The following is a 20649-nucleotide window of genomic DNA, read 5'->3' on the forward strand; positions in this document are numbered from 1 at the left end:
TTTTACATTGTTTCTGTTGATACTCTCGGTTTATACTCCTTAGCGATATCAGCAATCAACTTGATGTGTTCTGGGGTTGTTCCACAACAACCGCCTATGATATTCACTAAATTATCATCTAAATAGCTTTTGATTTGTGCTTGCATTTCTTGCGGCGTTTCATCATACTCTCCAAAAGCATTTGGTAATCCTGCATTAGGATGTGCAGAAACATTAAAAGAAGTGTTTTGCGATAAAGTTTGCAAATATGGTTTTAATAAATCAGCTCCCAAAGCACAATTAAAACCAACACTTAGCAATGGAATGTGAGAAACCGATACCAAAAAAGCTTCTACCGTTTGTCCAGAAAGTGTTCTTCCAGAAGCATCAGTAATGGTTCCTGAAACCATGATGGGAATATCAATCTTGCGTTCGTCTTTTACTTCTTCGATAGCAAAAAGTGCTGCTTTGGCATTTAGTGTATCAAAAATAGTTTCTACCAATAATAAATCACTCCCTCCGTCTATCAAAGCTTCTACTTGTTGTTTATAGGCAATGCGCAAATCATCAAAAGTTACTGCTCTGTAACCTGGATCATTTACATCTGGCGACATACTGGCTGTACGGTTTGTTGGTCCTATTGAACCCGCTACAAAACGAGGTTTTTCTGGATTTTTGGCTGTGAATTCATCAGCTACTTCACGGGCGATTCTTGCCGATTCGTAGTTCAGTTCATAAACGTATTCTTCCAAATGGTAATCTGCCATTCCGATAGTCGTACTTGAGAACGTATTGGTCTCTACTATATCAGCTCCTGCTTCAAAATAAGCGGCATGAACTGCTTTGATAGCTTGTGGTTGAGTCAGTGATAATAAATCGTTGTTTCCTTTTAGAGAATGTGGAAAATCTTTGAAACGTTCTCCACGAAAATCTTCTTCGGAAAAATTATAGCGCTGCAACATCGTTCCCATTGCGCCATCTAAAACAAGAATTCTCTCTTTTATAGCCTTTTGAATATTTGACATACCTTTTTATTTCTTTTAAATCTCGAAAAGTATCGGGACTTATTCTTTTAATTACTAATTACAAAAATTCACTATTGTTTATTTTTAGCCCTGATGGCAGCAACATCGTTTTATTCTGGGGTTCAGAATAAAAGATATAGCGAACAGCAGGAAGGATGATAGCAAAATTTGCGCCAATCATTCGCTCTAAAAAATTATCGATATTTTGTCAAGAAAAGGTTTGAGAAATACTGTGGAAGTATTCTTGTGTTATCTATCTTAAATACTGAATTTTCAGTTTAAAGTAGAATGTAGCACCTTCTTTAAAGATAAAGGGTTGCTAAGGTTTCATCGGGTCTTTCCCTCCGCCTTTCGTGATAACTGTCAATAAATATAGGAACACTGCAAAGTAAAGACATAGCGCTAATACTTGCAAGTATTAGCGCTATATTTTTTAACTAGTTTATGTTAAGTTGTTATACAATAGCTTTCACCACCGCTTTTGGAGCCTCTTTACGAGTTCCGTCAAATCCGTCAACACCAGAAACTGTAGTGTATTTTAACACATATTTCTTACCTGGATTGATAATTTGGTATGCTGCCTGACACATTAAAGTCGCTTCGTGGAATCCACAAAGAATCAATTTTAATTTTCCAGGATATGTATTTACGTCACCAATGGCAAAAATTCCAGGAATATTCGTTTGGTAATCCAAAGCATTATTTACTTTGATTGCATTTTTTTCAATATCTAATCCCCAGTCTCCAATAGGACCTAATTTTGGAGTTAATCCAAAAAGAGGAATAAAATAATCTGTTTCTATAGTACGGTGCGCTCCATTTTCCTCTATATCAATAGACTCCAAATGTTCAGCTCCATTCAAACCAACTACTTCAGCAGGTGTGATCATTCTTATTTTTCCCGAATTTTTCAATTCCTGTACTTTTTCAACAGAATCTAAAGCACCTCTGAATTCATTTCTTCGGTGAATCAAAGTCACCTCAGAAGCTACATTAGACAAGAAAATACTCCAGTCTAAAGCAGAATCACCACCTCCGGCAATTACAACTCTTTTGTTTCTAAATTTCTCTGGATTTTTGATGAAATATTTTATCCCTTTATCTTCGTAAAACTCAATGTCTTCAATAAGTGGTTTTCTTGGTTCAAAACTTCCTAATCCTCCAGCAATTGCAACAACCGAAGCATGAAATTTCTTTCCTTTATTTGAGGTTACAATAAAACTACCGTCTTCTTGTTTTTCTATAGTTTCAGCACGTTCACCCAACGTAAAACCCGGCTCGAATTGTTTGATTTGTTCCATCAAATTATCAACTAAATCACCTGCTAATACTTCAGGAAATCCTGGAATATCATAAATAGGTTTTTTTGGATACAATTCTGAAAGTTGTCCGCCCGCTTGTGGCAGCGCGTCCAAAATATGACATTTTAGTTTTAATAATCCTGCTTCAAAAACTGCAAATAAACCTGTTGGTCCGGCTCCTATAATTAATATGTCTGTTTTAACCATTTTTTTATTCTTTATGTGTGTAATTATGCTAAACTATTTTATTGCAAATTAACGATTGATTTTTACCATTTTAAATGACAAATATCATTCGTTACTTATTGGCTCTTTTATTCTTTATTTTTTAACGCTTCGGTGATTTCATTCATTTTTTGAACTTTTTCCTCGAAATTCCCTTTCAACGTTTTGCGATATTCATTTAGGTTTTCGACCATTTTATTAATATCGTCCGGAATTATTTCTTCGAAAAACTCTCGTAATCTTTTGGCAGTTGTCGGTGATTTACCATTTGTTGAAATGGCTATTTTGACATTTCCTTTGGTTACGATTCCTCCCAAATAATAATCACATAATGGTGGCGTATCAGCAATGTTGCAAATCAAGTATCTTTTTCGGGATAAATCGAATACTCGTTTATTGACTTTCAAATCATCGGTACAAGCAATAACCATGTGCCGTTTCTTCAACATCTTTTTCTTGAACTTAGCTTTCGTTAATTTCACCGAAGGATGTTTTTTAACTAACTCTTCCAATTCCGACAAAAACTTTGGTGCAACGACCTCAACATTTGCATTTGGGCTGGATTTTAGCATAAACGATAACTTTTCTAAACCCACATTTCCTCCTCCTACAATAAGTACGTTGAGGTTGTGTAATTTTAAAAAAACAGGATATAATTCGTTCCTCTCCCCAGCCCTCTCCGAAGGAAAGGGTGCCGAGTCTTGATTGTTGGAATATAATTCGTTTTGCTCCATTATTATCTTATTTCTGCTGCTATAAATTCTTCGTAAAACCCTTTGAACTTGACACTTTCTTTTACCACTTCTCCAATAACAATTATTGCTGGTGAACTTAACTTGTTCTCCATAACAACTTGTTGGATACTGTTAATCGTTCCAACACCCACTTTTTCTTGTGGAGTAGTTCCGTTTTGAATAATCGCAACGGGAGTTTCTCCTTTGGATTCTTTTTGGAATAAAGACACAATTTGTGCTAATTTACTCATTCCCATCAAAATCACAACTGTTGCTGACGACTGTGCTGCAAGCGCTACATCATCTGACAAATTCCTATCGGAAGTGGTGCCTGTAATAACCCAAAAACTTTCGGAAACGCCTCTTTTGGTCAAAGAAATTCCTTGATAAGCGGGAACTGCAATTGCCGATGAAATTCCGGGTACTACAAATGTAGGGATTCCAAAACTTTCTACGAATTCTATTTCTTCGCTTCCACGACCAAAAATAAATGGATCTCCACCTTTTAACCGAACCACATTTCCATACGTAAGCGCATTATCTACAATCAACTGATTGATTTGATCTTGCGAATATTCATGCGCTCCAATTCTTTTACCCACAAATATTTTTATGGCAGTTTTTGGAGCATGATTCATTATTTCTTCATTGGCCAGCGCATCATACAAAACCACATTCGCTTCAGCAAGTGCTTTTACTCCTTTGAGAGTAAGTAAATCTGGGTCGCCGGGACCAGCACCTACTAAAGTTACTTTTGGTTGTATTGTATTATGCATCAGCTAAATCTTTTGCTCTGTATTTTTCTATTTTATCAAAAAAGGCAACTCCTTCTTGAATGTATTTTTTTGCAAATTCCTCAGAAGGCTCATTCGCTTTAATTTGATATACTAACTCTTTGAAAGTTGAATCCAATTCGATTTTATTACTTTCGATAAAAACAGTATCAAATAAGTCGATAATTCCAGCGTGGTGATTTGTTTTTTGGTTTTCAGCCAATAATATTGCTTTCGCTCCATTTACAAAACCTGCATATGCCAAATAAATTGCATCCGACCATTTTGCTTCTTCGAAAGCTTCTTGCGCGAAAATCATTTTATCTTTAGCCTCAAATATCAAAGTAGCCACTAAATCAATGACAACACCCGCACATTCTCCTACTCCAACTGCTTTTACGTAGTTATCGGCATTACCCCAATCTACAAAATCAGCTTCAGTCAGGTTAGTCAAATCAGCTAATGGTTTCAAGAATTCATAGAAATATTTCTCTCCTTTGGCATCGTAATAATTCAAGAATGATTGTCCGTTTCCATTGGCATCAAAATCATTTAAGATAAAACGCAACGCATCTGGTCCTCTTCTACTTGGGATTTTAATTACTTTATCAGAAAAACGTCCTACTCCATTTCCTAAATTTCCTCCACCTAACAATACCTGAAGTGCTGGAGCAACTAGTTTTCCTGCATTAATTGACATTCCTTGGAAACCAATTTCAGACATATTATGTTGCCCGCAAGCATTCATACAACCGCTAATTTTAATAGTGATTTCTTGATTGTTGCTGTATTGTGGGTATTCTGTTTTTAATACTCTTTCTAATTCATCTGCAATACCAGTACTACTTGCTATACCTAAATTACAGGTATCTGTACCCGGACAAGCCGTGATATCTCCGATAGTGTCATATCCTAAAGCAACAAAATCCAATTTTGCTAATTCTTGGTAAAAGAACGCTAGATTTTCTTCTTTAATATTACGTAAAACGATGTTTTGTCTTAATGAAAAACGCAACTCATTAGCCCCGTAATTTTTAATCAAATCTGCTAATAATCTTGCTTTGTCAGTATAAAAATCTCCTAAAAGCACTTTGACACCAATAGCCACATAACCTGTTTGTTTTTGTGCAATCACATTTGATTTTTTCCAAGCTTCAAAAGCTTCAACATCACCAATCGTTACTGATGGCACTGCTAACAAAGGTTCTGTAATTGGTCCTTCAAAAGCGGTAGTGTCAATTTCGTAAGTATGAAAAGGCAAGGCTTTTTTCTCTTCGTCAACCAAACGTAAAAATTCATCACGCCCTAAGTCTTTGATTAAAAACTTCATACGTGCTTTCAAACGTTTTGCTCTTTCGCCATAACGGTCAAAAACTCTAATTATACCTTCTGCTGTAGGGATAATTTGATTCACCGGTACAAATTCTGAAAGCAATTCAGCGTGACTTGGTTGAGAACCTAAACCACCGGCAAACATTATTTTGAACCCTTTTTCACCATTTACAATTTTCGGAATAAATCCTAAATCGTGTAAATAACTCAAAGCAGTATCTTTATCAGAAGAGGAGAATGATATTTTGAATTTACGTCCCATTTCTTGACAAATTGGGTTACGCAATAAATATTGAAACAAACCGTGTGCATAAGGTGATACATCAAATGGTTCGTCAACATCTACACCGGCTAATTCGCTTCCAGTAATATTACGCACTGTGTTTCCACAAGCTTCTCGCAAAGTGATATCATCTTTGGCTAACTCAGACCAAAGCTCCGGTGTTCTGTCTAAACTTACATAGTGAATTTGAATATCCTGACGGGTAGTAATGTGTAAACGTCCCGTAGAATATTTATCTGACACTTCAGTAATTCTCTTCAATTGCTCGCTAGTCACTTTTCCGTATGGCAATTTAATACGAATCATTTGCACGCCTTCTTGACGTTGACCGTAAATACCACGTGCCAAACGAAGACTACGAAAACGCTCATCGTCAATTTGTCCACTTCGGAATGAATGAATTTTTTTCTCTAAATCGATAATCTCTTTTTGAACAATCGGATCTTCTATTTCGGTTCTAAAACTTTGCATCTTTTTTAGCTTTTAGCTATTAGCTTTGGGCTTTTAGCTGTTAATCTATATCTTTTAACTTTTTTATTTTTTTAGCAAAAGCTAAAATTATTTTATAAAACCAACTCCCGCTGTTGTATTGGTTGCAGCATCTATTAAGATAAAAGCACCGTTTGATTTGTTGTCCGTATAGGCATCAAAATAAATGGCTTTGCTCAATTTAATAGTTACTTCTCCAATTTCATTTATAGCTAATTGAGTCGCTGGAGTTGTTCCAGAATAATCAGTTGCAATTACATTTTTCACACTATCAATTTTTGCCAAAACTCGATTGCTATTGTGCTGTACATAATATTTTGCACCTGCCACTAATTTTTTACTGTCCATCCAACAAACAGTTGTTGTGATGTCTTTTTCAATTTTAGGAAGTTCATTAGATTTCACAATCATATCACCTCTTGTAACATTGATGTCATTATCTAATTCTATAGTGATAGAAGAACCAGCCGTAGCTTCATCAAATTGCTTATCAAAAAAGTGAATATTTGTTACTGTAGATTCTGTTAAAGAAGGAAGTACCGTAACGGCATCTCCTACTTTAATATTGTTCCCGTATAATTTCCCAGCATATCCTCTAAAATCGTGATATTCCTCTGTTTTTGGTCTGATAACTGTTTGAACAGGGAAACGTGCAATTCCGTTTTCGTAAATATCATTTGGTTCCAATGATTCCAAATGTTCCAAAACCGTCTGTCCTGTGTACCAAGGCATATTTTCTGATTTATCGGCAACATTACCACCATTGATTGCACTTAGTGGAATATAACTTACATTCTGTTCTTTGAAAGCGCTTTTTGCATTTAATGCCTGAAAGTCTGCTTTAATTTTATTGTAAACTTCTTCTGAATAATCAACTAAATCCATTTTGTTTACTGCAACAATTACATCTTTTACTCTCAATAAATTATTGATAAAAAAGTGACGGTACGTTTGCTCGATAACTCCTTTACGAGCATCAATCAAAATAATTGAAACTTGTGAAGTTGAAGCTCCGGTAACCATGTTACGTGTATATTCAACGTGACCTGGAGTATCGGCAATGATGTAACTTTTCTTTGCAGTCGAAAAATAAATGTGAGCCACATCAATCGTGATTCCTTGTTCTCTCTCAGCAACCAAACCATCGGTAGCCAATGAGAAATCTAAGTAATCGTATCCTTTTTGCTTGCTGCTTTTTTCTATTGCTTCAATCTTATCTGTAGTCAACGATTTTGTATCGTATAATAATCTCCCGATTAATGTACTTTTTCCGTCATCTACACTTCCTGCTGTTGCTATTTTTAAAACTTCCATCTGAATTTTGTTTAAAGTTTAAAAGTTTAAGGTTTCAAGTTTCCCAAAACACCTTACATACACTTCTAAATTTGATTTTTTTATTTTAAATGTTGAATTTTAAATTTTAAATGTCTCGGAACAATTCATAATTTATAATTCATAACTTATAATTATTTTCTAAAAGTATCCTTGTTGTTTTCTTTTTTCCATTGCAGCTTCAGAACGTTTATCATCAATTCTGGCTCCTCTTTCAGAAATAGTGGAAGATCTAATTTCACCAACCACTTCTTGAATAGTTGCTGCATATGAATCAACCGCAGCAGTACAACTCATATCTCCAACCGTTCTAAAACGAACAATTCTTTCTTCGATTTCCTCATCTTCTTCTTGAAACACGAAAGGAGAATGCGACCAAATCATACCATCTCTTATAAATACTTTACGCTTATGCGAAAAGTAAATAGATGGAATTTCTATTTGCTCTTGTTCGATATAGCTCCAAACATCAAGCTCTGTCCAGTTCGAAATTGGAAAAACACGTACGTTTTGACCATTTTCAATTTTTCCGTTCAATAAATCAAATAATTCCGGGCGTTGATTTTTTTCATCCCATTGTCCAAAATCATCACGCACAGAAAAAATACGTTCTTTGGCTCTTGCTTTTTCTTCATCTCTACGAGCTCCACCAATACAAGCGTCAAATTTGAATTCTTCGATAGCATCCAATAATGTAGTCGTTTGCAAACTGTTTCTGCTTGAATATTTTCCAGACTCTTCTACAACTTTCCCTTCGTCAATAGCATCCTGAACATTACGAACAATTAATTCCAATCCTAATTCAGCTACTAATTTATCTCTAAACGCAATAGTTTCTGGAAAGTTATGTCCTGTATCTACGTGCAACAATGGAAAAGGAATTTTAGCAGGAAAAAAAGCTTTCTGGGCTAAACGTACCAATGTAATTGAATCTTTCCCACCAGAGAAAAGCAAAACCGGTTTGTCAAATTGAGAAATTACTTCTCTAAAAATGTATATCGCTTCGCTTTCTAAAGCGTTTGTTTTTAATATTGAACTCATTTTTTTTATTTAAAGATTAAATGATTGAAAAATTAAAGATTCACAAATCATTTATAATTTATAATTATTTTTGGTGTAAACCACATTCTTTATGACTCGATTCCCACGACCATCTTCCTGCTCTAATGTCTTCACCTTCGGCTATGGCTCTTGTACAAGGCGCACAACCAATGCTTACAAACCCTTTTTTGTGTAAAGCGTTTTGTGGCACATTATTATCATCAATATATTTTTGAACGTCTGCCAAAGTCCATTTCAACAATGGATTGAATTTGATGATATTAAAATGAACATCGTATTCAAAAGCAGCCAAATCATTTCTGTTTTCTGATTGTTCCGCACGTAAGCCAGTAATCCAAATTTCATTTCCTTTCAATGCTTTAGTCAACGGCACTACTTTACGAATAAAACAACATTCTTTTCTATTCTCAACTGATTCGTAAAAACTGTTTGGACCTTTTGTATTTAATAATTCTTCCACAGCACTAGCTTCCGGAAAAAAGGTCTTAATGTCTATTTTATACTTTTTCAAAGTCTTATGAAAAACATCATAAGTCTCTTGAAATAATCTTCCTGTATCCAAAGTAAAAATGGTAATAGGCAAATCATTTTTGGAAATTAAAGCCGTAATCACTTGGTCTTCCTGTCCAAAAGAGGTTGAAAAAACCACTTTATCTTTGTATTCATTAGCCAAAAAAGCAAACGTTTCCTCAATAGAGAAGTTTGCTGTTTTTTCTAATAAACTAGTTACTGTTGCTGCGCTCATTTTATTATTTTTACTATAAAATCTATTACCCTATCGGTTTAGTAGATTACTATGCAAAAATAGTACTTATTTCTAAAGTAAAAAATAATATTTGATTTTTTTCGATTAATTTTTTGTTTTTTAATTATTTTCATAAAGTCTACCATATCTATAGGATAATTATAAAATAGTCTTTATTTTTGTCAAAAATTTTTTTATGGATTTTCAATTAGGATTAATTGTTGCAGGTTTAACAGTAGGTTTTGTAGTAGGATTGACAGGTGTAGGAGGCGGATCTTTGATGACTCCTATTTTATTATGGTTTGGTATTCCACCAACGACTGCTGTTGGAACCGATTTATTATATGCAGCTTTTACTAAAATGGGTGGCGTGTTTGTACATCATAAAAAAGGCAATATAAATTGGTCCATCACCGGCTGGCTTACTTTAGGCAGTGTTCCTGCAGCTTTACTAACTTTATGGATATTAAATAGTATTAAAACAGACATTTCAACTATAAATGCTGTAATAAAATACAGTTTGGGTTGGGCGCTACTTTTCACTTCAGTAGCTATTTTATTCAAAAAGAAACTCTTAGTTTTTTCTCAAAAACATGCAGGTGATAAATTTCATAGCGAAAGTAAAACTCAAAATGTATTAACGGTAGCTATTGGTGTAATGCTGGGAGCAACTGTGACCTTGACTTCAATAGGAGCTGGTGCTTTAGGTACAGTTACTTTATTTTTCTTGTACCCGCTTTTACCAACTCCTCGATTGGTTGGAACGGAGATTGCTCATGCTGTTCCTTTAACTCTTGTTGCAGGAATAGGACACGCTTCAATGGGAAATTTAGATTTAGGATTATTAGGACAGTTATTAATAGGGTCACTTCCCGGCATTTTTATAGGAAGTATGTTGAGTGGAAAAGTACCTGATTTGTTCCTTCGAAATGCCATTGCAATAATGTTATTTTTTGTGGGATATAAATTGGTTTTTTAGTTTTATGACGAACTATTCAAATTAAAATTGATTTTTTAATATGGTTAAAGAGTCAATTTTTCACCAAATCTCTTTTTACAAAAAAAGCCCAATTCATTAAATTAATTGAATTGGGCTTTTTTATTACAATTTTATTTGACAGAACAGACTAAAAAGCAATATCCGCCAAGGTATTATTTTCTAATATCATTAAGGTATTGTCTCGAACTTTCATCATCAATTTACGAACGGCACACAAAGATTCGTCTGTACAATCGTCGCATTTTTCATAAAAATTGTGACTAGCACAAGGCAACAACGCTATGGGACCTTCAAGGATGCGATAGACTTTTGCCATATCAATATCTTTCGGCTCTTTTATAAGATAGTAGCCACCTCCTTTTCCTTTTTTGGCACCTAAAAAACCAGAATGACGTAAAAGCAACAAAATACTTTCTAAAAACTTAATTGAAATTTGTTCTGACCTTGCAATATCAGCAATAGCAACAGGAGTTTGATTTTCTTGGCGAGCCAAAAAAGTCAATGCTTTTATTCCGTATTTTGTTTTTTTGGAGAGCATAATTGATTTTTGATTAAAGATTAAGGATTGCTGATTTTGATTTCAAAGCAATCTGAAATCTATCTTTAATATAACAACAAAAATATACTTTTTGATTTAAGAATGGCAAATGGAGATTAATGATTTTTGAGACATACTAAATATGCAATCAAAAATCATTAATCTTTCATTCAAAAAAATTTACGAAAGTGCCTGCTCCAAATCGGCAATGACGTCTTTTACTGTTTCTAAACCTACCGAAACACGAACTAACCCATCGGTAATACTTACTGCCAAACGTTCTTCAACAGATAATTTACTATGCGTTGTTGAGGCTGGATGCGTTACAATAGTTCTGCTATCTCCTAAATTAGGTGACAACGAACACAGTTTTATTTTATCCAAGAAAGCTCTTCCGGCTTCAAGACCACCTTTGATTTCGAAAGCAACAATATTGCCACCCAATTTCATTTGTTTCTGAGCAATTGTATATTGTGGGTGCGATTTCAAGAACGGATATTTTACCTTATTTACATTAGGATGTTGTTCTAAAAATTCAGCTACTTTCATAGCATTTTCGCAGTGTCTGTCTAAACGAATTGCCAAAGTTTCTAAACTTTTAGACAATACCCAGGCATTAAACGGTGATAAAGAAGGTCCGGTAAGTCTAGAAAATAAATAGATTTTTTGAATCAATTCAGCATCACCAACAGTTATTCCACCCAGGACTCTACCTTGACCATCCATTAATTTTGTTGCCGAATGGACTACCAAATGCGCTCCCCATTTAATAGGTTGTTGCAAATATGGTGTTGCAAAGCAGTTGTCGATAATCAAAATCAGATTGTGTTTTTTGGCAATAGCTCCTAGTAATTCCAAATCAATAATATCTATTGCTGGATTCGTAGGCGATTCAGCAAAAAGAATTTTAGTATTTGGCTTGATACAACTTTCAATAGTTTCGGGTTTATTAATATCAAAATAAGTGGTTTCAATCCCCCATTTTGGAAAATAATTTACAAACAAAGAATGTGTTGCTCCAAAAACGCTTCCTGCAGAAACGATATGATCTCCCGAGTTTAACAAAGCGGCTAAGGTAGAATATACTGCCGCCATTCCGGATGCAAAAGCAAAACCAGATTCTGCCCCTTCCATTTGGCAAACTTTATTGATAAACTCGTTCGTATTCGGGTTGCTGTAACGAGAATAAATATTCCTATCTTTCTCTTCGGCAAATGAGGCACGCATATCTTCGGCATCTTCAAATACGAAACTAGAAGTTAAGTACAAAGGCACGGAATGCTCTAAATATTGAGTGCGTTCTAATTGATTGCGTATGGCTTTGGTTTCAAAACCAAATTCTTGTTCGTTCATTTTTTTTTATTAAAAAGTTTAAAGTCTAAGTTTTAAAATGATGAAATTAGATTTTGGCTAATTCCACTCCATTCAAAACTACTTTATAATGTATTGTTGCCGTTGGTTCCAATGTTTTTGAAACTGAACAGTATTTTTCGAATGATAATTGTGCTGCTTTTGCTGCTTTGTCTTCTTTGATATTGCCTTCAAGAGAAAAAACAACATGGATATCTTTGAAAGGTTTTGCTTCACCAACTTGCACGCGCTCCCCTTCAACCTCAGCTTTGAAAGAAGTAATTTCTTGACGCTGCTTTTTTAGAATCGAAATCATATCAATCGCACTGCATCCTGCAACACCCATTAACACTAATTCCATTGGGCTTGGCCCCATATCATTCCCTCCAAAATCAGGTCTAGCATCTACATTTACAATATGTCCACGGTCATTTTTTAATTCGAAATGGAAATTTTCGTTTACTCTGTCTAATGTTATTTTCATTTTGTATTTTTTTTATATCTTAAATCAAAAACCCTTACCTGAGCCTGAAAGAGCGAATAGGCAAAGCAATCTATAATCTTAAATCCTTACCCTTTATCTGACAATCTCAATATATCTCCAAAAACACCACGCGCTGTAACAGCTGATCCTGCTCCAGCTCCTTGAATTACGATTGGTCTGTCTCCATACGATTCTGTATAAATTTCGAAGAAAGAGTCGGAACCTTTCAATCCACCCAAAGCTGTATCCGAAGGTACCGAAACTAATTTTACTTCTAGATTCCCTTTGTCATTTTGTAAATCACCCGACAATTCTCCTATATATCGCAACACGTGATTCGGCTTTTGTTCCGCTTTTATTTTAGCATAAATTGGATCAAATTCAGTTAGTTTATTTAAAAATTCCGATGCACTTCCTTCTCGTAAATGTTCCGGAATTAAATTCTGAATTTCAATTTCTTCAAATTCATTTTGCAAATCCAATTCTCTTGCCAAAATTAATAATTTCCTACCCACATCATTTCCACATAAATCTTCTCTCGGATCCGGTTCTGTATATCCATTATCGATAGCTTCTTTTAAAACTTCGCTAAACGGAACGTCCTTAGCAGAGAAATTATTAAACAAATAACTCAAAGTACCGGAGAAAACTCCTTTAATCTTTGTGATATTTTCTCCTGAAAGATGCAACAATTTTATCGTATCAATCAATGGTAATCCCGCTCCAACATTCGTCTCATACAAATAACTCTTTTGATTGTCGGCTAATACTTTTCTTAGTTTTTTATAAAAACTATAACTTAATGTATTCGCTACTTTATTAGAAGAAATCAAATCGAAACCACTTTCTACCAAAGAAATATAATTTTCTACAAAAGCAGGACTTGCCGTATTATCAATAGCAATTAAATTTTCTAAATGATGCTCATTTGCATAAGCAATTATATCATTAATTGTGTACGAAAAACCATTATTTTGAATTTCATTTCTCCAATTTGGAGTAACGCCATTTTTATTTAAAAGCACATTTTTTGAATTAGCGATTGCAAATACATTCAATTTAATATCTTTCCTTTTCTCAATCGTTGTTGCTGATTCCAGTATTTGATTAATCAACGTTCCTCCAACTAAACCATGTCCAAAAATGGCAATATTAATTTTCTTAGAAACTCCAAAAATCTCTCCGTGAATTACATTTAACGCTTTGTGAAGTTGCGATTTTTTAACCACCAAACTCACGTTTTTACCCGTAACAGTGTTATTGAAAAGTATAGGGATAATTTTATTTTTTATCAATGCCGTATAAGGCTTATGGAACGTACTCAAATCCTGACCAATGATAGAAATCACCGAAACATTATCAGTAACCGTAATTTTATTCACATCCTTCGAGTAGAAATCATTTTCGAATTCTTTCTCCAATTCAATCATTGCTTTTGTCGCCTTATCAGCGTCAACTACCAATCCAATTCCTCTTTCAGAAGAACCTTGAGAAATAATACTTACGCTGATATCATTGTCTCCCATCACTCTAAAAATACGGGCATCAACACCAGTTTTTCCAAGCAAACCTCTTCCTTCCAGATTTACCAATGACACATTTTCAAGAACTGAAAGTGTTTTAATTCCTTCTTTATTAGAATTAGAAGTGATTAATGTCCCTTTATTTTCGTGATTAAAAGTATTTAAAATACGAAGCGGAATGTTTTTTTCCAATAAAGGAATAATCGTTTTGGCATGCAGTATCGTTGCTCCAAAATTTGCCAATTCATTTGCCTCGTTAAAAGTCAAATGATCAATTTTTTTAGCATCAGCAACTAAATCTGGATTCGCAGTATAAATTCCGTCAACATGGGTGTAATTCTGTAGTTCTTCGGCATCAATATAATTAGCAATCAATGAAGCGGTATAATTACTTCCGTTTCTTCCTAAAGTTGTCGTGTCATTTTTACTGTTTGAACCAATAAATCCAGTAACAATATTTACAGTTGTTCCGTTATTTTGTTTGAAATAATTGATTACGTTTTTCTTGGAAAGTTGTTCCAAAGGTTGTGCATCTCCAAATTTCGAATCCGTTTTAATTAATTCTCTTGAATCAGCAAAACGCGCATTTACTCCATTTTTAATTAAGATAGCCGTCAGTAATTTTGCAGAAAGCAACTCCCCTTTTGAAAGCACTTGATCTTTAATTTTATTACTGTAATCTCCTATCAAACTTACGCCTTCAAAAAGTTTTTCAAGAACATTGAATTCTTCTGACAAATCAACTTCATCATAATCGTCTTGTTGGTATTTTTTAAAGTTTTCAAATAATTCTTTATAATTAGCATTTTTAGAAGCAACTCCTAAAATTTCTTCCAATTCATCTGTAGCATTTCCTCTTGCCGAAACTACTATAGCAATTTTTTCTCCTTGATTTACTTTATCCGTAATAATAGCGACAACTTTGTTTATTCCCTCGCCATTCGATAGAGATTTACCTCCAAATTTTAATATTTTCATTGTATGTATTTTATATTGTGCGCTCTAAAAAATAGAAGCAAGCAAATTATCTAATTGTTTGTATTCTATCAAAAAAGCATCGTGTCCGTGAATGGAAACAATCTCTTGATAGGTAATATTGTTTTTATATTTTTTTAATTCTTCATAAGTCGCTCTATTTTCACTTACCGTAAAAAACAAATCAGAATCGATTCCTATGATATGAATATCAGCTTCAATTTTGGAAGCAATTGATTCAAATGACCCTCTATTTCGTGTAATATCGATTGTTTTAAGCAATTGATTCATCATTTTATAAGAGGAAAGCTGGAATCGTTTTTGGAGTTTTTCACCATGATGACACAACCAGCTTTCAATATTAAAAATGGCTAATTCGGCATTAGTAGTTCTGTCAAATTTTGACTTGAACGATTCTGGAGTTCTATAACAAAGCATCGCATGAATCCGAGCATCTTCAATTGGCTTCGAAGAATTATTTAGAATTTGCTCCTGCAAAAAGCAATTGGCAATCAACCAATCTGTCGATTTCCAATCTGTCGCAATAGGAATTAAATGCTGTGTGATTTTTGGTTCCAAAGCCGCGATTTCCCAAGCAATTCCTCCACCAACCGATCCGCCAATTATAGCGTACAGTTGTTTTATTTTAAGAAAATGAACGCCTTCAATAAAAATTCTGGCAATATCTCTGGCATTAAAATCCAAATAATTTTCAATGATGGTAGCATCAAAACCATTTCCGGGAACGTTAAAAGCCAGTATCGTATATTTATTTGTATCTATGGTTTTGTTTTCACCAATTAAATCATTCCACCAACCGTTTTCTCCCACAACTTGGGAATTTCCAGTCAATGCATGATTTACCAAAACTATTGGAGCTGTATGTAAAGCCGGACCAAAAACTTGAAAACTTAAGTTTAAGGTAGCATAAAAAGCACCACTTTCGGTAGTGAAATTTTGTAATGTAATAGGTGTTGGTTTATTTTCCAATTTCAAATCTTTTATGATTTTTTGATTTGTGTCTGGAAATATTAGAAAGAAAGCTAGAAGTAAACTAGGAGAATTCTTAGTGTTATCTTTCCACATTATGATGTGGTAGAATGCAGCACCTTCTTCGATAAATCGAAGGGTTGCTAAGGCTTCATCGGGTCTAATCCCTCTGCCTTTCTTTATAACATTTCAATACAGTTCTGAACTTAAAGGCACAAATTAACTACTATTTTTTTTAAGAAACAAATTTTTATACAAATTGATTCTAATTGTTACATTGAAAAACAATCTGGAAAAACAACCCACAATTGCCTTTCCGACGAAGAAATAATACCAATATTAGGCGTTCTACTTCGTCGAAAAAACACTTTAAGCAACAATTTTACAGATTCAAAACCGATCTTGAAATTCGAATCTTTAAATAAACAGTTCTTCATTCTCTTCTGAATACATTAGAAAAAGTAAAGAATTTGATACTATTTTTTGTGCCAAAGGATCGTTTTTTGACACTTCAAATCTTGGATGAATCAAATCATTTTTCAAATCATTGTTATTTTCTGTTCTATTCCTGAAACTAAAGTTTTTTAGTAACCGAAAGGTTCTTGGGAAATTTTTTAATGTTCTCATAATTTTAAGATATTAGCTATTATTTTTTTCTTTTGATTAATTTATAGATTCTGAAGCAAATTCAGAATAAATAAAAAAAACCCTTTTAGATACATATCCAAAAGGGTTTTAAGTTGTGTTATAAACTTATACTTTTGGAATCAACAGACATAAATACACATAATGACATTGACACAAATCATTTTTGTGGCCTTTAAATTATTTATTTTCTGTTGATTTAACGTATTCATTTTATTCTTGTTTTTTTATGTTTAAAAAATTACAACTGATGCATTTCCAAAAAAAAAGCCTCCCGTTATCTGGGAGGCTTTTGCTATATAAATTTTTAATTTAAACTTAAGCAATAAGCGACCCGCAGGATTTATCCTGAATGGCTTTTGACATATTGCACACATTAAATTTCATCTTTGTTTTTTTTTGCTGTAACAAATATGGTAATTGTTTTTGAATTTTCCAAATAAAGTTTAAAAATAATTTACACTATGGTTTTTACCTAATATATATTAGAGAACTAAAGCAAAAAGACTAAACTAATTACGACTTATTAATCGTTTCGAAAACAGCTTTTAAATCGGCTTTTAAATCTTCAATATCTTCTAAACCAACAGAAAGACGGATTAAGTCTTTAGAAACTCCCGTTGCAATTTGTTCCTCGTCAGACAATTGCTGGTGTGTGGTACTGGCAGGATGAATAATCAGTGATTTTGTATCACCAATATTAGCCAAAAGAGAGAATATTTTAGTTTCATCGGCTACTTTTTTGGCAGCTTCAAATCCTCCTTTTAATCCAAAAGTAACTACCCCGCTTTGTCCTTTTGGCAAATATTCCTGACCTAAAAGATAATATTTACTTGATTTCAATCCCGGATAGTTTACCCAAGCCACTTCGTCCTGAATTTCCAACCATTGGGCCAAAGCCAAAGCATTTTCGCTATGTCTTTTGACACGCATTTCTAAAGTTTCTAACCCTTGAATGATTTGAAAAGCATTGAACGGACTCAAAGCAGCACCATAATCTCGCAACCCTTCTATACGAACTTTAGCGATGAAAGCGGCATTCCCAAGTGCTTCGTGATACACTAACCCGTGATAACCCGCAGAAGGTTCTGTGAATTCTGGAAATTTCCCATTTGCCCAATCGAATTTTCCTGCATCAATAATAACACCTCCCAGGGAAGTTCCGTTACCGGTTATGTATTTCGTCAAAGAGTGAATGACAATATCGGCTCCATATTGAATTGGGTTCAATAAATACGGAGACGCAACCGTATTATCAACAATAAAAGGTACTTTGAATGCTTTGGCTTCAGCCGAAATAGCTTTCAAATCCAATACATCTAATTTGGGGTTCCCCAAAGATTCTACAAAAAATGCTCTGGTATTTTCTTGGACAGCATTTTTAAAATTAGCCGGATTAGATGGATCTACAAACGTGGTGGTAATCCCTAACCTTGGCAAAGTAACTTTTAATAAATTATACGTTCCGCCATACAAACTGTTGGAAGCCACAATATGATCACCCGCTTTTAGCAATACCAATAACGTTGTGGCAATTGCGGCAGTTCCTGATGCGGTAACTACTGCTCCAATCCCGCCTTCTAAAGTAGCTAGTCGCTGCTCCAGAATGTCATTTGTTGGATTATTCAATCTTGTATAGATAAATCCGGGTTCAGCAAGACCAAAAAGATTGGCGGCATGTTCCGAGTTATTGAAAACATACGAACTAGTTTGATAAATAGGAACGGCTCTAGTTCCTGCGTTTTTTGTTACGTCGTGTCCTGCGTGTAGTGCGTTTGTTGCAAATTTTTGTGTGCTCATGATGTTTAGATTTTAATGTTAGTATTATTAATTTTAGATTGTGAACTTATTGATTTTTCAGATTATTGATTTTTCAGATTATTGAGTAAAAAAAAGTCCTTTTGGATGGCTTACCAAAAGGACTTATAGTTGGAACTATAACAAAGATTCTATCTTTCACTTTTGGCAATAGTAGATTGGGATGCACATACGCATCATACAACACATCATCACTTTATTTACTACTGTTTTAATCATTGGTTTTATTTATCAGTTTGACAAAATTGAATTTATCTTTCTTTTTATTTCTTTTTACTTCTTTAAATTTTCAAATCATGGATTCAACATAAAATAAAAAAACCTCTGCGGTTAGCAGAGGTCTTACTTATATATTTTTAAAATTTAAAACTACACAATAGTACCCTCTGCGGAAGATTCCGGCATCATGCAACACATATTGATAGTAACTAATTTCATTTTTTCCTTATTTGATGAGGCAAAATTGCAAACTTTTTTTGAATCTACCAAACAAAAATCAATTTATTTTATAAACTCTATAGAAATAGTAGAATATGTTAAATTTCTTCATTTAAATTAAAAAAAACAAAAGATTAATTTGCAATTCAAAATGGTTTCATACATTTGCACTCGAATACAAGAGGAAAAATTTGAACTGATTGCAACCTCTTCATAATGAAACGAATTCATTATGGATGCTGAAAAATTTTCAGTAGAAAAAATGCTAAAGCAGAAACTCTCCTTTAGTATTTTCCAGCAATTATTTTCCTCCCTTAATTTTAAATTTATATTTATTATGGCATATTTATTTACGTCAGAATCTGTGAGCGAAGGACATCCAGACAAAATTGCAGATCAAATTTCAGACGCATTAATTGATAATTTTTTAGCATTTGATTCAGAATCAAAAGTAGCTTGTGAAACATTAGTGACTACAGGTCAAGTAATTTTAGCAGGTGAAGTAAAATCTAACACCTATTTAGATGTACAACAAATCGCTCGTGATGTAATCAAGAAAATTGGTTACACGAAAAGCGAATACATGTTTGAAGCCAATTCTTGCGGTATTCTTTCGGCTATTCATGAACAATCCGCTGATATCAATCAAGGTGTCGACAGAAAAAACCCTGAAGAGCAAGGAGCCGGAGACCAAGGAATGATGTTTGGTTATGCAACTAATGAAACAGAAAATTATATGCCATTGGCACTTGATTTATCTCATAAATTATTGCAGGAATTAGCTATTTTAAGACGTGAAAATAACGAAATTACATATTTACGTCCTGACGCTAAATCTCAAGTAACTTTAGAATATAGTGATGACAATAAGCCAACTCGTATTGATGCAATTGTAATCTCTACACAACACGATGATTTTGATGAAGAAGCTACAATGTTAGCAAAAATCAAAAAAGACATCGTTGAAATTTTGATTCCAAGGATTATTGCTAAAAATCCTGCGCATGCTCATTTATTCAATGATAAAATCCAATACCATATTAATCCAACAGGAAAATTCGTAATTGGAGGACCTCACGGAGATACTGGACTTACAGGAAGAAAAATTATTGTTGATACATATGGTGGAAAAGGTGCTCACGGTGGTGGTGCATTCTCTGGAAAAGACCCAAGTAAAGTAGACAGAAGTGCTGCTTATGCAACTCGTCATATCGCTAAAAACTTAGTTGCAGCAGGTGTTGCAGATGAAATTTTAGTTCAAGTTTCTTATGCAATTGGAGTTGCAAAACCAATGGGTATTTTTATTGATACTTACGGAACTTCAAAAGTGAATTTAACCAATGGTGAAATTGCTAAAAAAGTAGAAGCTATTTTTGATATGCGTCCTTACTTTATAGAGCAACGTTTAAAATTAAGAAATCCAATTTACAGTGAAACTGCAGCTTACGGACATATGGGACGTACTCCAGAAACGGTAACTAAAACTTTCTCTGCTCCAGGTGGAAACGAAAAAACAGTCACTGTTGAATTGTTTACTTGGGAAAAATTAGATTTCGTAGACCAAGTCAAAACAGCATTTGGATTGTAAAAATTACAATTCTATTTATA

17 protein-coding genes and 2 riboswitches are annotated in these 20649 nt (G+C 33.9%); of the genes, 2 read left to right on the forward strand and 15 right to left on the reverse strand.

Annotated elements, in window-relative coordinates; translation table 11 throughout:
• Window positions 1-2 precede the first annotated feature (2 nt).
• The 8 genes from T410_RS02380 to T410_RS02415 all read right to left on the reverse strand — a co-directional run bounded on the left by T410_RS02380 (window position 3) and on the right by T410_RS02415 (window position 9280).
• Window positions 3-1004, reverse strand: a complete 1002-nt coding sequence (locus T410_RS02380) for a homocysteine S-methyltransferase family protein (protein WP_035668355.1) — start codon at window positions 1002-1004, stop codon at window positions 3-5.
• Window positions 1005-1250: 246 nt separating this feature from the next.
• Window positions 1251-1367, reverse strand: a riboswitch (SAM riboswitch).
• Between the two features lie 92 nt (window positions 1368-1459).
• Window positions 1460-2512, reverse strand: coding sequence for an NAD(P)/FAD-dependent oxidoreductase (locus T410_RS02385; protein WP_035668357.1), 1053 nt, complete (start codon window positions 2510-2512; stop codon window positions 1460-1462).
• A 107-nt stretch (window positions 2513-2619) separates the two neighbouring features.
• Entirely contained in the window at window positions 2620-3264 is a 645-nt protein-coding gene (locus T410_RS02390; RefSeq protein WP_081897793.1) for a bifunctional precorrin-2 dehydrogenase/sirohydrochlorin ferrochelatase, read from the reverse strand.
• A gap of 2 nt (window positions 3265-3266) precedes the next feature.
• Window positions 3267-4040, reverse strand: coding sequence for a uroporphyrinogen-III C-methyltransferase (gene cobA, locus T410_RS02395; RefSeq protein WP_035668359.1), 774 nt, complete (start codon window positions 4038-4040; stop codon window positions 3267-3269).
• Window positions 4033-6123: a HEPN domain-containing protein gene (locus T410_RS02400; protein ID WP_035668361.1), complete on the reverse strand. Its 2091-nt coding sequence runs from the start codon at window positions 6121-6123 to the stop codon at window positions 4033-4035. Before T410_RS02400 ends, cobA begins: the two co-directional genes overlap by 8 nt.
• A gap of 87 nt (window positions 6124-6210) precedes the next feature.
• The gene (locus T410_RS02405) at window positions 6211-7455 is read right to left on the reverse strand and encodes a sulfate adenylyltransferase subunit 1 (RefSeq protein WP_035668363.1); all 1245 of its coding nucleotides are present in this window, start codon (window positions 7453-7455) and stop codon (window positions 6211-6213) included.
• Window positions 7456-7614: 159 nt separating this feature from the next.
• On the reverse strand, window positions 7615-8514 hold the full coding sequence (gene cysD, locus T410_RS02410; RefSeq protein WP_035668365.1) for a sulfate adenylyltransferase subunit CysD: 900 nt from the start codon (window positions 8512-8514) through the stop codon (window positions 7615-7617).
• Between the two features lie 64 nt (window positions 8515-8578).
• Window positions 8579-9280, reverse strand: coding sequence for a phosphoadenylyl-sulfate reductase (locus tag T410_RS02415; RefSeq protein WP_035668367.1), 702 nt, complete (start codon window positions 9278-9280; stop codon window positions 8579-8581).
• A 196-nt stretch (window positions 9281-9476) separates the two neighbouring features.
• Here T410_RS02415 and T410_RS02420 point away from each other — a divergent pair, with 196 nt between their 5' ends.
• Window positions 9477-10259, forward strand: a complete 783-nt coding sequence (locus tag T410_RS02420) for a sulfite exporter TauE/SafE family protein (protein WP_035668369.1) — start codon at window positions 9477-9479, stop codon at window positions 10257-10259.
• Between the two features lie 148 nt (window positions 10260-10407).
• On the opposite strand, the gene T410_RS02425 is transcribed toward T410_RS02420, so the two are convergent.
• The 7 genes from T410_RS02425 to T410_RS02455 form a co-directional block, all read right to left on the reverse strand.
• Window positions 10408-10818 carry an Rrf2 family transcriptional regulator gene (locus tag T410_RS02425; protein ID WP_035668371.1) on the reverse strand — a complete coding sequence of 137 codons (411 nt, stop codon included), beginning with the start codon at window positions 10816-10818 and terminating at the stop codon, window positions 10408-10410.
• A gap of 180 nt (window positions 10819-10998) precedes the next feature.
• Window positions 10999-12171 (reverse strand): PLP-dependent aspartate aminotransferase family protein, encoded by a 1173-nt coding sequence (locus tag T410_RS02430; RefSeq protein WP_035668373.1) that lies wholly within the window; start codon window positions 12169-12171, stop codon window positions 10999-11001.
• 46 nt (window positions 12172-12217) lie between these two features.
• Window positions 12218-12652, reverse strand: a complete 435-nt coding sequence (locus T410_RS02435; RefSeq protein ID WP_035668375.1) for an OsmC family protein — start codon at window positions 12650-12652, stop codon at window positions 12218-12220.
• A gap of 86 nt (window positions 12653-12738) precedes the next feature.
• Window positions 12739-15153, reverse strand: coding sequence for a bifunctional aspartate kinase/homoserine dehydrogenase I (gene thrA, locus T410_RS02440; RefSeq protein ID WP_035668377.1), 2415 nt, complete (start codon window positions 15151-15153; stop codon window positions 12739-12741).
• Window positions 15154-15177: 24 nt separating this feature from the next.
• Window positions 15178-16140 carry an alpha/beta fold hydrolase gene (locus tag T410_RS17185; RefSeq protein WP_238567336.1) on the reverse strand — a complete coding sequence of 321 codons (963 nt, stop codon included), beginning with the start codon at window positions 16138-16140 and terminating at the stop codon, window positions 15178-15180.
• Between the two features lie 79 nt (window positions 16141-16219).
• Window positions 16220-16328: riboswitch (SAM riboswitch) on the reverse strand.
• A 229-nt stretch (window positions 16329-16557) separates the two neighbouring features.
• Complete coding sequence (locus T410_RS02450; RefSeq protein ID WP_035668380.1) at window positions 16558-16767, reverse strand: hypothetical protein; 210 nt, start codon at window positions 16765-16767, stop codon at window positions 16558-16560.
• 534 nt (window positions 16768-17301) lie between these two features.
• Window positions 17302-18585 (reverse strand): O-acetylhomoserine aminocarboxypropyltransferase/cysteine synthase family protein, encoded by a 1284-nt coding sequence (locus tag T410_RS02455; protein ID WP_035668382.1) that lies wholly within the window; start codon window positions 18583-18585, stop codon window positions 17302-17304.
• Between the two features lie 793 nt (window positions 18586-19378).
• Here T410_RS02455 and metK point away from each other — a divergent pair.
• Window positions 19379-20629 carry a methionine adenosyltransferase gene (gene metK, locus T410_RS02460; protein WP_035673975.1) on the forward strand — a complete coding sequence of 417 codons (1251 nt, stop codon included), beginning with the start codon at window positions 19379-19381 and terminating at the stop codon, window positions 20627-20629.
• Window positions 20630-20649 lie beyond the last annotated feature (20 nt).

The organism is Flavobacterium sp. 83 (genome assembly GCF_000744835.1).
Lineage (GTDB): Bacteria > Bacteroidota > Bacteroidia > Flavobacteriales > Flavobacteriaceae > Flavobacterium.